At 61.1% G+C, this 13,900-nt stretch carries 16 protein-coding genes and 1 pseudogene; 9 read left to right on the top strand and 8 right to left on the bottom strand.

Translation table 11 applies throughout. The features are described 5' to 3' along the window. Positions 1-22: 22 nt before the first annotated feature. Complete coding sequence (locus tag GT756_RS02045) at positions 23-880, bottom strand: MurR/RpiR family transcriptional regulator (protein WP_004203760.1); 858 nt, start codon at positions 878-880, stop codon at positions 23-25. Between the two features lie 124 nt (positions 881-1,004). Further along, on the bottom strand, positions 1,005-1,913 hold the full coding sequence (locus tag GT756_RS02050) for a LysR family transcriptional regulator (RefSeq protein ID WP_160124537.1): 909 nt from the start codon (positions 1,911-1,913) through the stop codon (positions 1,005-1,007). Positions 1,914-2,014: 101 nt separating this feature from the next. On the opposite strand from GT756_RS02050, the gene GT756_RS02055 reads away from it, so the two are divergent. Then, positions 2,015-3,124: an alkene reductase gene (locus GT756_RS02055; RefSeq protein WP_049092540.1), complete on the top strand. Its 1,110-nt coding sequence runs from the start codon at positions 2,015-2,017 to the stop codon at positions 3,122-3,124. Positions 3,125-3,126: 2 nt separating this feature from the next. Continuing rightward, positions 3,127-3,720, top strand: a complete 594-nt coding sequence (locus GT756_RS02060; RefSeq protein ID WP_062913969.1) for an ester cyclase — start codon at positions 3,127-3,129, stop codon at positions 3,718-3,720. A gap of 88 nt (positions 3,721-3,808) precedes the next feature. Here the strand turns inward: GT756_RS02060 and GT756_RS02065 are convergent, their stop codons facing one another. Continuing rightward, complete coding sequence (locus tag GT756_RS02065; RefSeq protein ID WP_023317977.1) at positions 3,809-4,558, bottom strand: SDR family oxidoreductase; 750 nt, start codon at positions 4,556-4,558, stop codon at positions 3,809-3,811. Positions 4,559-4,724: 166 nt separating this feature from the next. Between GT756_RS02065 and GT756_RS02070 the strand changes: the two genes are divergently transcribed. Continuing rightward, a complete protein-coding gene (locus GT756_RS02070) occupies positions 4,725-5,630 on the top strand; it encodes a LysR family transcriptional regulator (RefSeq protein WP_135699137.1) in 906 nt (301 codons plus the stop codon). Positions 5,631-5,636: 6 nt separating this feature from the next. Here GT756_RS02070 and GT756_RS02075 read toward each other — a convergent pair whose 3' ends face one another. Together GT756_RS02075 and GT756_RS02080 are read right to left on the bottom strand one after the other, a co-directional pair. Next, positions 5,637-6,902 carry a Y-family DNA polymerase gene (locus GT756_RS02075; protein WP_004203752.1) on the bottom strand — a complete coding sequence of 422 codons (1,266 nt, stop codon included), beginning with the start codon at positions 6,900-6,902 and terminating at the stop codon, positions 5,637-5,639. Between the two features lie 2 nt (positions 6,903-6,904). Continuing rightward, positions 6,905-7,324 (bottom strand): translesion error-prone DNA polymerase V autoproteolytic subunit, encoded by a 420-nt coding sequence (locus tag GT756_RS02080; protein ID WP_004203751.1) that lies wholly within the window; start codon positions 7,322-7,324, stop codon positions 6,905-6,907. A gap of 270 nt (positions 7,325-7,594) precedes the next feature. On the opposite strand from GT756_RS02080, the gene GT756_RS02085 reads away from it, so the two are divergent. Then, positions 7,595-7,837, top strand: a complete 243-nt coding sequence (locus tag GT756_RS02085) for a DinI family protein (protein ID WP_004203750.1) — start codon at positions 7,595-7,597, stop codon at positions 7,835-7,837. Positions 7,838-8,008: 171 nt separating this feature from the next. Here the strand turns inward: GT756_RS02085 and GT756_RS02090 are convergent, their stop codons facing one another. Continuing rightward, the gene (locus tag GT756_RS02090; protein ID WP_162921974.1) at positions 8,009-9,145 is read right to left on the bottom strand and encodes a glycosyltransferase family 9 protein; all 1,137 of its coding nucleotides are present in this window, start codon (positions 9,143-9,145) and stop codon (positions 8,009-8,011) included. On the opposite strand from GT756_RS02090, the pseudogene GT756_RS26090 reads away from it, so the two are divergent. The 3 genes and pseudogenes from GT756_RS26090 (at position 9,140) to GT756_RS02100 (ending at position 10,456) form a co-directional block, all read left to right on the top strand. After that, positions 9,140-9,296 (top strand): annotated as a pseudogene (locus GT756_RS26090) (hypothetical protein). The gene GT756_RS02090 and the pseudogene GT756_RS26090 overlap by 6 nt on opposite strands. A gap of 95 nt (positions 9,297-9,391) precedes the next feature. After that, on the top strand, positions 9,392-9,892 hold the full coding sequence (locus GT756_RS02095; RefSeq protein WP_004203748.1) for a YbaK/prolyl-tRNA synthetase associated domain-containing protein: 501 nt from the start codon (positions 9,392-9,394) through the stop codon (positions 9,890-9,892). Positions 9,893-10,009: 117 nt separating this feature from the next. Continuing rightward, positions 10,010-10,456 (top strand): DUF441 domain-containing protein, encoded by a 447-nt coding sequence (locus tag GT756_RS02100; RefSeq protein WP_004203746.1) that lies wholly within the window; start codon positions 10,010-10,012, stop codon positions 10,454-10,456. On the opposite strand, the gene GT756_RS02105 is transcribed toward GT756_RS02100, so the two are convergent. After that, positions 10,440-11,234, bottom strand: a complete 795-nt coding sequence (locus GT756_RS02105) for a helix-turn-helix domain-containing protein (RefSeq protein WP_072500731.1) — start codon at positions 11,232-11,234, stop codon at positions 10,440-10,442. The genes GT756_RS02100 and GT756_RS02105 overlap by 17 nt on opposite strands. A 107-nt stretch (positions 11,235-11,341) precedes the next feature. On the opposite strand from GT756_RS02105, the gene GT756_RS02110 reads away from it, so the two are divergent. Beyond that, positions 11,342-12,517, top strand: a complete 1,176-nt coding sequence (locus GT756_RS02110) for a CynX/NimT family MFS transporter (RefSeq protein ID WP_072140547.1) — start codon at positions 11,342-11,344, stop codon at positions 12,515-12,517. A 31-nt stretch (positions 12,518-12,548) separates the two neighbouring features. Here the strand turns inward: GT756_RS02110 and GT756_RS02115 are convergent, their stop codons facing one another. Continuing rightward, positions 12,549-13,241, bottom strand: coding sequence for a CTP synthase (locus tag GT756_RS02115; RefSeq protein WP_004203741.1), 693 nt, complete (start codon positions 13,239-13,241; stop codon positions 12,549-12,551). Between the two features lie 145 nt (positions 13,242-13,386). Between GT756_RS02115 and GT756_RS02120 the strand changes: the two genes are divergently transcribed. Beyond that, entirely contained in the window at positions 13,387-13,896 is a 510-nt protein-coding gene (locus tag GT756_RS02120; RefSeq protein WP_130938872.1) for a DUF523 domain-containing protein, read from the top strand. The last annotated feature ends 4 nt before the right edge of the window (positions 13,897-13,900 follow it).

A 13,900-nucleotide genomic window follows, 5' to 3' on the forward strand; every position in this document is an offset into this window, starting at 1 on the left:
ACTGATACATTTGAATCATTTATCAGGACTTACCGGGGATCACGTAGGCGCCAGACTCAATAAGATAGCGTTCGGCATTTTCAATTTTACTCACCGCCTCCCGACCGTGGCGCACCACCAGCATCGCCAGCAGGCACTCCGCCAGGCCCATGCCGGAGACCACGGAAGGGAAAAATGACGGACTGTCGATGGAGAACAGCAGCGTGCAGTCTGCCGCCTGCGCTAAGGGGGAAACCGGCGAGTCGGTAATGGCGAGGATCTTCGCCCCGGCCTGCCGGGCTGCCTGTAAAACATCCAGTGATTCGCGTGAATAGGGAGCAAAGCTGGTGAGTAAGACGCAGTCCCGGGCGGTTAGTTCGCGGGTAAAAACTTCGATATTGCTGGCCAGGCCATCGATCAATGATACCTGGCGGTTAAACAGTCGATAGACATAGAACAGCGACCACGCGATCGGAAAGCTGGCGCGGAATCCGCAGATATAGACATTCTCCGCGCTATCGAGCAAGGTCACCGCCTGCTCCATCTCCTGGGCATTTTCATTTTGCGTAAAGGTCAGATTCGCCTGATGCGCCTGAAAAACCTCTTTATACAGCTGCGTTTGCGTTCCGCGGGCCATCATTTTTTCCGCTTTTGATACGTATGTATCATTGCGCAGCCCCAGATCGTCAATGAAATCACTTTTCAGCTCGCTCCAGCCGCGGTAGCCCAGCCGCTGCGCCAGACGCAGCAGCGTCGCCGGTTTTACCCCGGCTTCCGCCGCGAAGGCACGCATTGATAACACCACCAGCTGACTGGCATTTTGCAGTGAGAACTCGGCGGCGCGTTGCAGCTCGGGCGACAACCCGCCGAATTCATTAATGATTTTTTCCCTGAGATTCATGGCAGCCACTGACTGGTTTTAAGTGAAAGCTATCTAATCATATTTGAGATCAAGACTCTATAGGCTGGTATAACACCCGGGGGCCATCCTTTGCGCTCCTGAGCATGGCGAACCGCGGTGCCCGTCACTTCTCCAGCCAGTCGATAAAAAACGCCATAAACGCCGACACCTGCGGCGGTTGCAGCTTTCGCTGGGGAAAGACAAACTGCAGCCCAACCTCCTTGCGGTCTAAGGGGCTGAATCCGGTGAAGCGCTCGGCAAACAGCACCTGAAGCCGTCCCTCCTCGACATCCCTCTTCACATCCCACCATGATTTACCGGCGATCCCCGCCCCGCTGAGCGCCCACTGCCGCAGCAGCGCCCCATCGTCGCAGACCATCGCCGGTGTCACCCGGATGATCTGCTCTTTTCCCGCCTCCTCAAAGCGCCACTCGTTCATCACCACACCGTGCCGCTCCAGCGCCAGGCAGCGGTGATGATGCAGCGCCTCGGGCGAAGCCGGCGTTCCACGGGCGGCAAGGTAAGCCGTCGAGGCCACCAGCACCCGGTGGTTAGGACGGATATGGCGGATCGCCAGGCTGCTGTCCGGCAGGTTACCGACGCGAATGCTCATATCCAGCCGGTTGGCGACCAAATCCTCCACGCGCTCGCCTAAGTAGACGGAAAAGGTCACTTCCGGGTGACGGCGGGTAAAGTCGACGATGGCCGGGCTAAGGTATTGTCGGCCAAAGTCGGAGGGGGCGGAAAGGCGAATATCGCCGCTCAGGACGCCCTCTTTTTGCGTCAGCAACGACTCGGCGTGGCGCGCCTCCTCCAGTACGCGCCGCGCGGCATGATAAAAATCTTCCCCCGCGTTGGTCAGGGTGATAGCGCGCGTGGAGCGATGGAACAGGCGGGTCTGGTAACGCTCTTCCATCGCCTTCAGGCGGGCCGTCATGGTGGCCGGCGAAAGTGACAACCGTCTGCCGGCGGCGGAGAGTCCCCCCGCTTCGGCGACTGCCACCAGCAGCGCCATATCTTCCAGCTTGCCCATTTTTCGTATATCCCGAAAAGTGAATCTGTTTTTCGTCTAATTATCAAAATCAGCTCCCGACTGTAAAGTGATTTCCATTCCACTTCGCAAGGGACACCACTATGAACACGCTCTCACTTTTTGATCGTCATCGCATCGGTACGCTGCCGCTGAAAAACCGTATCGTCATGGCTCCCATGACCCGGGCGCGCGCGCTGCAGCCGGGAAATATCCCCTCCGCGCTGATGGCGGAGTATTACCGCCAGCGCGCCAGCGCGGGATTGATCGTTACGGAAGCGACGCAAATATCTCCCGAGGGACAGGGATATTCCTGGACGCCCGGCCTGCATTCCGCAGACCAGATTGCCGGCTGGCAGTTGACGACCCGAGCCGTACATCAGGCCGGCGGCGTTATTTTTTCTCAGCTCTGGCACGTGGGACGCATGTCGCACGCCCGTTTTCATGCGGATGGTCAACCCGTGGCCCCCTCGGCGCTGGCGCCGGACGCCCAGGTCTGGGTGGTGGATGAGCAGGGCCGGGGCCAGATGGTGGACTGTTCACCGCCGCGGGCGCTCTCCCGGTCGGATATCCAGCGTATTGTCGCCGATTACCGTCAGGCGGCGCGCAATGCGATCGCGGCGGGGTTTGACGGCGTGGAAGTACACGGCGGCAATGGCTATCTGATCGACCAGTTCCTGCGGCGGACCGCCAACCAGCGTACCGATGAGTACGGCGGCAGCCTGAACAACCGGATCCGTTTTGCCCAGGAGGTGCTGACCGCCATCGGCGACGCAATCGGCCGCGAGCGGACGGGCATCCGCCTTTCCCCCTTCATTACCCAGCGCGGGATGAATGACCCGCAGGTGATCGACGCCATCCTTGCCCTGGCGGCCTGGTGCGAACAGCAGGGCATCGCCTTTATCCATCTGGCGGAGGCGGACTGGGACGATGCCCCAGCCGTTCCCCGACACTTCCGCGACACGCTGCGCGCGACCTTCAGCGGCACGCTGATCGTGGCCGGGAATTACGATCAGCAGAAGGCGGAGCGCATTCTTGACGCCGGTCTCGCCGACCTCGTGGCTTTCGGCCGGCCGTTTATTGCCAATCCCGACCTGCCGCAGCGGCTTCTGCACCGCTGGCCGCTGGCGACCGTCAGCGATCCCGGCACGCTGTTTGGCGGCACGGCGGCGGGCTATACCGACTATCCCTTCTATACGGAGCATAAAGAGTGAAAATGACCCGCAAAATGTTACCTGCCGGCCGTGGTGTCGCGGTTGCCCGCACGCAGGCCAGACGCGGCCTCACGCGCCATCGCTGCGCCACCGCGCTGCTGCTTGTCGCAATGTCCGGCTCCGCGTATGCAGCCCAACAGGATCTGCTGAAGCCGGCGCAACTCATCGCTGACGGCAGCCTTCCCGCAGCCACACGCGCCGCCAATGAATATGTCGCCAGGCAGTATGCCACGTTCTGGAATACCGGTGATGCCGCGCTGGCCCGGGCGGCGCTGGCGGAGAATTTTATCGATAAAACGCCCCCGGAAGGTCGCCGACAGGGGCCGGAAGGGGCGATCCTCGCCTCCAGAGCGTTTCGCCAGGCGGTGCCGGATTTACGCTGTGATGTCGAACAAATGATCGTGGCCGGTGACCGGGTGGTCTCACACTTACATTTTCATGGCCGCTTTACCGGGACCTTCGGCACCCGGCAGGGTAAGGGACAAAATATCGATTTTATCGCCACCGATATCTATCAGATCCGCGGCGGTAAAATTACCGCCAACTGGCATATTGAAGATAACCTGACGCTGATGAAACAGCTGGGCGCGCAATAAGCCGCCCCCGGAGGGTGCGTCAGCGATCGCCAACACGGCGAGCCGCCCCGGTCTCCGCTGGGACGACTCGCCTGGCGTCAGCCGGCGCTTAGATTTGCGCCAGCCCGCCGTCGACATAAATCTCTGCGGCGTTAATAAAGCTCGACTCATCCGACGCTAAAAACACCACCGTCCGGCCAATCTCCTCCGGCTCGCCCAGCCGCCCGAGCGGTACGCCGGCGGCCAGAGCATCGAACAAGCCCTGGCGATCCGCCTCCGCCACCAGCCCTCCCAGACCCGGGGTACGTACCGGCCCCGGGCTGACCACATTGATGCGGATCCCGCGGTCGCTAACCTCCAGCGCCCAGGAGCGCGCCAGGCTGCGTACTGCGGCCTTACTGGCGCTATAGATGCTGAAGTTAGCCGTCCCTTTTACCGCCGCCGTAGAGCCGGTCAAAATCACCGAGGCGCCGTCGGTGAGCAGCGGCAGCGCTTTCTGCACGGTGAACACCACCCCGCGCACGTTAGTGGCAAAAATCCGGTCAACGTGCGCTTCGGTAACGGCGCTGAGCGGCAGCATGTCTCCGCCGCCGGCATTGGCGAACAGTACATCCAGCCGGCCGGACTCGTCGGCAATGGTCGCAAATACCGCGTCAAGGTCGCTTAACACGCCGGCATCAGCGCGGATCCCGCGGGCGGCGGGTCCGATGAATCTTACCGCCGCATCCAGCTCCTCCTGACGGCGGCCGGTGATGTACACCTTCGCGCCCTGCTCCGCCAGCGCTTTCGCCGACGCCAGGCCAATCCCGGCGCTGCCGCCGGTGACTAACGCCACTTTATCCGCAAGTTTTTTGCTCATGGTGCATTTCCTTGGTTAGAGTATAAACAGGCCAGGCTCGCGAAAGCGCCCCGCCGGGTATGGAAAGCACTGTAATCGTCCCGGCGAGGCGGAAAAATGGCCTAATCTGAAAAACACTCTTCCCCTCGGTGGATAATCACCTCCAGTAACCAGGATAAAGCGAATAATGGACCGGTTTTCAGCTCTTAAAGCCTTCACCCGCGTTGTCGAAGCCGGCAGCTTTACCCGCGCCGCGGACTCGCTGAATATGCCCAACGCCACCCTCAGCAAAACCATTCAGCAACTGGAGGCGCATCTTGGGGTTTCTCTCCTGCAGCGCACTACGCGGCGTATCACCGTGACGCCGGAAGGACGGGAATACTATGAAAAGGCCCGGCGCCTGCTGGAAGACCTGGAAGAGATCGACGCCGCCTTCAATACCGCCCGCAATAAGCCAAAGGGCCATCTGCGGATCGCCATCGGCGGGTCGACCGCGCGCGATGTGCTGATCCCGCTGCTGGCGGACTTTATGACCACCTGGCCGGATATCCGTATCGATTTGCAAGTGGCCGATAAGCCCTCGGACCTGATCGGCGGCAATATTGACTGCGCTATCCGCGGCGGACCGATGGAAGACTCGACGCTGATTGCCCGTAAAATCGGCGAGGCGGCGCTGGTTACCTGCGCCACCCCGGGCTATCTTCAGCGCTATGGTACGCCCGCCTCACCGAATGAACTGAACCATAGCCACCGGCTCATCAGCTACCTGTCGCCGGCCAGCGGCAGAGCGTTTCCGTTTCGTTTTGCCCGTCACGGCGTCAGCACCGAGCTGAAGACGGAGCACCATCTCGGCATCAATGAGAGCAACGCGCATATTGCCGCCGGCGAGGCGGGCTTAGGCATTGTGCAGACCTTTACCTATTCGCTGAAACCGGCGCTGGCGAGCGGCAAGCTGGTGGAGATCCTCAGCGCCTGGCGCCCGGCCCCCTATCCTTTTCACGTTGTCTATGCCCGGCACCGGCACGTCCCGCCCCGGCTCCGCGTCTTTATTGACTGGCTGGCGGCGGTTTTTCCGTCTGCGGTGCAGGGATAGCGCGCGTTATCTGACGCGGAGCAGGTCGCCGTATCGCGTGGTGTAGCGCGGCGATAGCATCTCTCGCTTCATCTGCCACTGCTGCTGGACCCCCTGGCCGGCAAAATAGAGCGCCCCCCTGCCGTTTTTCGCATTCAGCTGGTCGAGCACCTGCATCAGCCTGGCGCTGTTCTGCCGCGGGGCAAGCTCGTCGAACAGGTTCAGCTGGGCGACGCCCTGGCTGTAGAAATCGCCGAGCATCACCCCGGCCTTCTGATAGCGATGCCCCGCTTTCCAGATGGCGTCCAGGCAGTTTGTCGCCGCGGCGATAATATCCCGGGAATCCTGCGTCGGCGTCAGCAGCTTCAGTGAGGCGCTGTTGCCGTAATAGGGTTCATTCAGCGCGAAGGGGCTGGTTTTGACAAAGGCGGAGACGAACCGGCAGTACTGATGCTCACCGCGCAGCTTTTCTGCTGCCCGCGCGGCATAGCTGCAGATCGCCTGGCGCATATCCTCATAGGCCGTAATGCGATCCCCGAACGAGCGGCTGCAGATAATTTCCTGCTTAGCGGGAGCAAACTCCTCCAGCGCCAGGCAAGGCTCGCCGCGCAGCTCCCGTACCGTTCGCTCAAGCACCACCGTGAAGTGCTTGCGGATAAAGCGGATATCGCTCTCCGCCAGCTGGAGTACCGTGCCGATCCCCATTGCCTCGAGCTTTTTACCGATCCGCCGCCCGATGCCCCAGACCTCACTCACCGGCAACAGCGCCATCAGCTTCCGCTGCCGCTGCGGGCAGGATAAATCCACCACCCCGCCCGTCTGCCGCTGCCACTGCTTCGCCGCGTGGTTGGCCAGCTTCGCCAGGGTTTTGGTCGGGGCGATCCCGACGCCCAGCGTCAGATGGGTGCGCTGCTGCACCGTGGCGCGGATTTCCCGGCCAAAGTCGGTCAGATCTTTGCAGTGGCGCACGCCGCTGACATCGCAAAAGGCTTCATCGATACTGTAAATTTCGCAGCGCGGGGCGAGCTCTTCCAGGGTGGTCATTACCCGGTTGGACATGTCGGCGTACAGCTCATAGTTGCTGCTGAACGCCACGACGCCGTGGCGAAGAAACGCCGCCTTCTGCTTAAAGTAGGGTTCGCCCATTTTCACAAACGGCTTCGCCTCCGCCGAGCGGGCGATCACACAGCCATCGTTGTTCGACAGCACCACCACCGGCCGCCCCTTCAGGTCTGGCCGGAATGCAGTCTGGCAGCTCGCATAAAAGGCGTTCACATCACAGTGCGCGAACATGATCAACCCGCCGCCTTGATGATGTAGGTCACCACGCCGAAAATATCGAGCGTCTCCTCGCGGCCGACCACGATGGGCGAATAGGCCGGGTTCATCGGGTTAAGCTGCACCCGGGGCAGAAGTTGCAGCTTTTTTACCGTAAATTCGCCGCCGACGGCGGCAATGACGATATCGCCATGCTCCGCTTTACGCGCGCTGTCCACCACCAGCAGATCGCCTTCGTCAATGCCGGCATTGATCATGCTGTCGCCTGCGGCTTTGACAAAATAGGTCGCGCTGGGATGCTGCACCAGCAGCTCGTTGAGGTCGATTCGCTTCTCGACATAGTCCTGGGCCGGGCTGGGAAAGCCGCACTGCACCAGGTCGGCAAAAAAGGGAAAGGAGACAATCTGACGTAGCTCAACCGGCGTGTAAAAGTTCATTTTTTAACCCACCACATAATACTGAATATATATACAGTAGTTTTGCCTGTTTTGCCGGTCAATATCGGCTCCAGCTATCAATCGCCAGCACTGAAATAACTCCTTGATGTCAATGGGGGTCCTCTTCAGCGCCCGCGAACCGTTTGCTGCTTTTGCGCGCAGCCCGCCCGCCGCGCGAGGGGGTAGATGCGCCGCGCCGCGGCATTCGCTTGACACTGTACATTAATACAGTAAAACTAACGCCCGCGATCAGCATACAGAGGACAGAAGATGTTTGTGGAACTGATTTATGACAAGCGCAATTTTGCCGGGCTGCCGGGCGCCAGAGAGACCATTCTTAACGAGCTGACCAAACGCATGCAGCGCATTTTCCCGGAGGCGGAAGTGCGCGTGAAGCCGATGATGACGCTGCCGGCGATCAACACCGACGCCAGCAAGCATGAAAAAGAGCTGATCAGCCGCACGGTGCAGGAGATGTTTGAAGAGGCGGACATGTGGCTCACTGAAGAGTAATGCCGCCCGTTAGTCGCGGCGCCCCCCCTCTTTAAGAGCTTTCCCGGATGTGGCAGAGCCACGGGCAACAGTACAATAGCGGCGGTTGCAGACTGGCAATGCAACCTTCGCTCACCTGCTGGCTCTTGCATACGGCCAGCAGGTGAGCCCTACCTGTCTCCCCTCATCGCCTCACAGCGTCTCCGGTAGCGCCGCTATAATTCTATCCACCAGCTCGCGATGCTGATGCACCTTCCCACATTTAACGATGATCTGCCTGGCGTTGTCATAGCCCGGGGCCCACAGCCGATTATTAAGCAGAACGTCCTTGTAGACCGCGATCAGCGGTTTGTTCCACGCCGCTGCCATGTGCACCACCGAGGTGTCCGGGGAGATAATCAGCTCCGCCAGGGCGATCAGCGCCATCGCATGGTGTAACGTGTTAAATGGGTTAATCACCACCTCCGGCGGCAGCGGGATGCGGATCTCACGCCGGTGATCGAGCAGAATAACCGCGATCCCCGGATGGCGAGCCAGCAGCTTGTCGAGCAGTTCGGCCAACTGCGTCTGCGAGAGACTGCGGTCGCCATGGCCGGCAAAAATATTAATCACTACCGCTTTTCTGCTCAGCGATGCCAGATACTGCGCCACCTCCTGCATAATCGGCCCGGGCACCGCCAGGTCGTAAGCGTCCAGCCCGCGGGTGTCCAGTTTGAGATAATCGGCGATCAACTCGAACGTTTTCGTCACGTGCCAGCGCTGGCAGTCAAAATCAAAAGAGTGGGAGTAATGCTTAATCGACGGCCATTTATTAAACCCGAGCACCGATTTCGCTTTTATTTGTCGGAAAAGCCGCAGGCGATGCACGGGAATATCGAACAGCGAAGGGTCAATAATAATATCGTACTTATTATTAGCCAGTTCATTAATAACATCGCGGGGAACGTTATGATTAAATTTTCGCAAAAAATCGGCTGACGTAACCGGGTCAGCTTCATAAATATAGCGGATCCGCGGGTTATAACGCATCACCTGGCTATTAGAGGTCGTCAGCAGGAAATCAACGATATAGCCTGACTGATGCAGGCATTTCACCAGCGCGGAATCCACCACCACATCGCCGACCGCCCCCTCATTGCGCATCAGTAAGACGGTTTTCGCGGACGACAAATCCACCGGCTGACGGCGTCGGCGATCCCAGAGCGCTTTCGCCACGCCCACCCGCAGGGCATTACGTACTTTCTTAGTAAAGTAATTTCGCCGTCTGTTGAGCTCCCTTATTTTATTAAACTTCTTGCGTGGGGAGCCCTGCATGGTTGCATCGTGCATCATCCTAACCTCATTACGGCAATCATTAATATTCTGTGTCGTCCGATAGAGACTGAGCGAAATAAAAAAAGTTCGATTGAAAATGAAAATCATTCTTTTTTTTATTTACAAAACTCATCCAGCCCTGCGGGATTGCACCACAGCACTGTGAAGCAATAATGAGTGAATAGTGAATTTGCCGGCCCACCGTTGGCAGGCCGGCGCAACAGCGCTAAGCTGGCTGCTTTATGAAGTCAGGAGGACGCTATGCTTGAAGCAGTAGAAGGTAATATCCATCAGCGGCTGTGCGCGCTGCTCGACGAACATCAGGCGCGCTATCGGGTGATGGCGCACGAGGCGGTCGGCCAGTGCGAAGCCGTCTCGGCGATCCGCGGCACCGCGCTTGGCCAGGGCGCGAAAGCGTTAGTCTGTAAAGTCAAAGGAAACGGCGTCAACCAGCATGTGCTGGCGATCCTCGCCGCCGATCGGCAGGCCGACCTCGCCAGCCTGGCCCGGCATATCGGCGGCAGCAAAGCCTCGCTGGCCAGCCCGGCGGAAGTGGAAGCGCTCACCGCCTGCGCGTTCGGCGCCATTCCCCCCTTCAGTTTCCATCCGGCGCTGCGGCTGGTGGCCGACCCGCTGCTGTTTGAGCGCTTCCCACAAATCGCCTTTAACGCCGGGCGCCTGGACCGATCGATCATTCTCGATACCGAAGACTATTTACATATCGCCCGACCGGAGATCGCGACCTTTCGCCGTCTTAGCTAACCGGGCATCGGCCCTGATTTCCGCCGCATGGCGTAAAAATCCTGTTTATTCACGCCACGATGCGTAGAGTCAGCGGGATATTTTTTGGCATTCTTTTTTTGGCAAGGACCTCTGTACATGTTTGATACCACCCTGTTGATCCTGCTGGGTCTGGCGGCGCTCGGCTTTATCAGTCATAACACCACCGTAGCAATCTCCATCCTCGTGCTGATTATCGTGCGCGTCACGCCGCTGAACGCCTTCTTTCCCTGGATTGAGAAGCAGGGCCTGACCGTCGGGATCATCATTCTGACTATCGGCGTGATGGCGCCCATCGCCAGCGGCACGCTGCCGCCATCGACGCTGATCCACTCCTTTATGAACTGGAAATCGCTGCTGGCGATTGCGGTCGGGGTGTTTGTCTCGTGGCTTGGCGGACGCGGCGTCTCGCTGATGGGCTCCCAGCCGCATCTGGTGGCCGGGCTGTTGGTCGGTACGGTGCTCGGCGTCGCCCTGTTTCGCGGCGTCCCGGTCGGGCCGCTGATTGCCGCCGGGATCATCTCGCTGTTTATTGGGAAGTCGTAGCCAGGCTGCCGTGATAGCGGCCCGGCGTCTGCCCAAGCCCTTTCTTAAACATGGTGATGAAGGCGGTGGTGGAATCGTAGCCCAGCGCCTGGGCCGTCTGCTGTACCGTCTGCCCGCGGATCAGCTGCTGCAGTGCAAGGATCAGCTGCAGCTGATGGCGCCAGCGGCGAAAGCTCAGCCCCGTTTCACGCACCACCAGCCGCGCCAGATTGCGCTCGCTCATCGCGAACTCCGCCGCCCACTGGTTCAGGGTCTGCCAGCGCGCCGGATCCTCAGCCATCATCGTCACCATCTGGCGAATTTTCGGGTGGTTCGATACCGGCAGCTGCAGGTGCTCCTGCGGCTGACGGGGCAGCTCATCAAACAGAACCTGCACCAGCCGGGCCGTGGCGGGGGCGGCCAGCGACTCCCCGCCGCGTTCCGCCAGGGCGAGGATCAGCTCCCGCACCAGCGGGGAAATCTTTAACGTACAGCAGCGGTCCGGCATCGGCGCGGCGCCCGGCTCGATGAACAGGAAGCACACCTGGGCGCCGGGGGTGGCGCGGTTACTGTGGGAAAGCTGCCCCGGGACCCACACCGCATACTGCGGCGGCACCATCCACATCGCGTTCTCCACCTCGCAGGTTAAGGCGCCGTGCAGGGCGAGGATCAGCTGCCCCTTACGGTGGGAATGCGCCGGAATATACTGCTCCGCCTCCACCACCCGAATACGAAAGGCAATGGCCGATTCGTGGCCACTGTCCGGTTCATAACCATCCAGACCCAGTCCGATCATCATGTTGTCCGATATTAGCGATAATCTGTCATTTTAGCTTGATTTAAACAGAGGACAAAGTCGCTATCGTAACCCCCCTCTTTAGTTACTTTGAGAATGATATGTCTTCTGTGACCTCCTCCACCGGCCGCCGCTCCGCGCTGCTGATTGCCGGTATCCTGCTCATCGCCACCACCCTGCGCGTGGTCTTTACCGGCGCGGCGCCGCTGCTGGACGCGATTCGTAGCGACTATGGCCTGACCACCGCGCAGACCGGGCTGCTCACCACCCTGCCGCTGCTGGCCTTTGGCCTTGTCTCGCCGCTGGCGGCAGGGGTTGCCCGCCGGTTCGGCATGGAGCGCAGCCTGTTGCTGGCGATGCTGCTGATCTGCGCCGGCATTGCCCTGCGCTCCCTGCCCTCCGCTGCATGGCTGTTTATCGGCACGGCGGTGATCGGTTGCGGCATTGCGCTGGGAAACGTGCTGCTGCCCGGGCTGATTAAACGGGATTTCTCGCAGCATGTCGCGCGGATGACCGGCGCCTATTCCCTGACGATGGGCGGCGCAGCGGCGCTAGGCTCGGCGCTGGTGGTCCCCGTGGCGATGGCCGGATTCGGCTGGCGCGGGGCGCTGCTGCTGCTGATGATCTTTCCGCTGCTGGCGCTCCTCAGCTGGCTGCCGCAGTCCCGGCGTCAAGCGGAGGCCCCGCTGACCGGCTCAGGCGCCATGCATAACCGGGGGATCTGGCGGTCGGCGCTGGCCTGGCAGGTGACGCTGTTCCTCGGCATCAACTCGCTGGTCTATTACGTGATTATCGGCTGGCTGCCGTCGATTCTGCAGAGTATGGGCTATAGCGAAGCGCAGGCCGGCTCGCTGCATGGCCTGCTGCAGCTGGCGACCGCTGCGCCCGGCCTGGCGATACCGCTGATCCTGCATCGGCTGCGCGACCAGCGCGGGATCGCGGTGCTGGTCGCCCTGATGTGCGCCATCAGCGCCGCCGGGCTGTGGCTACTGCCAGGGCTGGCGATCGGCTGGACGCTGCTGTTCGGCTTTGGCTCCGGAGCCACGATGATCCTCGGCCTGACGTTTATCGGCCTGCGCGCCAGCTCGGCGCACCAGGCCGCGGCGCTGTCGGGGATGGCGCAGAGCGTCGGCTATCTGCTGGCCGCCTGCGGGCCGCCGCTGATGGGCAGGATCCACGATGCCAATGGCGACTGGCATATTCCGCTGCTGGCGGTGGCGCTGATTTCGCTGGTGATGGCGATCTGCGGCGCCCTCGCCGGGCGCGACCGGGAGATTCATCCCTGAAGATGACCGGCAGCGGGCGCTGCCGGTAGGGTTATTGTGCCGCGGCGCGCAGCAACGCCTGCACCAGCGGCGCAGGACGCCCGTCCAGCGCGTGGCGCTCATGCTGGAACAAGGTGGCGACAAAAAACGGGTGCGTCACCAGCTCGACGGCGCGGATCTCACCCTCTTCATCCCAGCCGGTGACGCGCAGATCGCCCTGCTCCAGCTCCGCGGCAAACGCGCTGTCCACACCGTAGCGGCAGTGGTAGCCCTCTTCAATGCTCTCCCGACCATAGGCGCGGGCAATCAGCGTATTCGCCCGCAGCTCGACGACGGCAGAAGCCTCCACCAGCGAGCAGCTGAGGGGCGCGATCACCATCCGCCCTTCGCTGTCGGTTTCTGCATGACCGGCATCCTGCCAGCCGAGCACGTTACGGGCGTATTCAATCACCGCGTGCTGAAAGCCGCCGCAGGTGCCGAGGAAAGGAATGCTGTTTTCACGGGCATAGCGGATAGCGGTAAACGCGCCTTCCGGGTGACGATACGGGCTGCCGGGAACGACCCAGACGGCATCGTACTCCGCCAGCGCGTCGCCGGAGGCGATCGACGGGGTGGCGAGCCAGTCATATTTCACCGGCTGCTCCAGCACGGCGGCAGCATCGTCTATTGCCAGGGGAATGGCCTGATGGGCAACAATATCGGGGTGATAATCGCCGACAAGGGCGAGGCGTAAAGGGGTTTTCATAGCAGGTTCCTTATGTCTGGACGAGACGAGCAGCACAAGGCACGTCAGGATAGCGATCCCCTCTGTGGAACACAATCCTTATTTTCACCCCACCGCCGTGGCCGGCGGGTGAGGTATACTGGAGCAAGCGCAAAAGGGAGAGAGGATGAAAAGTAAGCTTTTGGTCAGCGCCTGCCTGATGGGATTCCAGGTGCGATATAACGGTAGCGAGAAAGCGCAGCTGGCGGCGACCCTGTCCCGCTGGCAGCAGGCGGATCGTCTGGTGATCCACTGCCCGGAGCTGGCGGCCGGTCTGCCGACGCCCCGCCTGCCGGCGGAGATCGTCGGCGGCGCCGGCGGCGATGTGCTTGCCGGGCGGGCGCGGATCGTGGAAAGCGACGGCCGCGACGTCACGGGACATTATCAGCTGGCCGCCTGGCTGGCGCTCAGCGCCGCCCGGGAAGCGGGCTGTCAGGCGGCGTTACTCACCGACGGCAGCCCCACCTGCGGCAGCCAGTTTATCTATGACGGTTCCTTTCGCGGGCGGCGCAAAGCGGGCGCCGGCGTGGCCGCCGAGCTGCTGCGCGCCCACGGCATCACGGTGTTTTCCGACGGGCAGATCCCGCAGTTGCTCGCCTGGATGGCACAGAGGGAGCAGGATGATGATTCAATGTAAACGG

The sequence above is a fragment of the Klebsiella sp. Q2 genome (assembly GCF_009900705.1).
Classification (GTDB): Bacteria; Pseudomonadota; Gammaproteobacteria; order Enterobacterales; family Enterobacteriaceae; genus Klebsiella; species Klebsiella quasipneumoniae.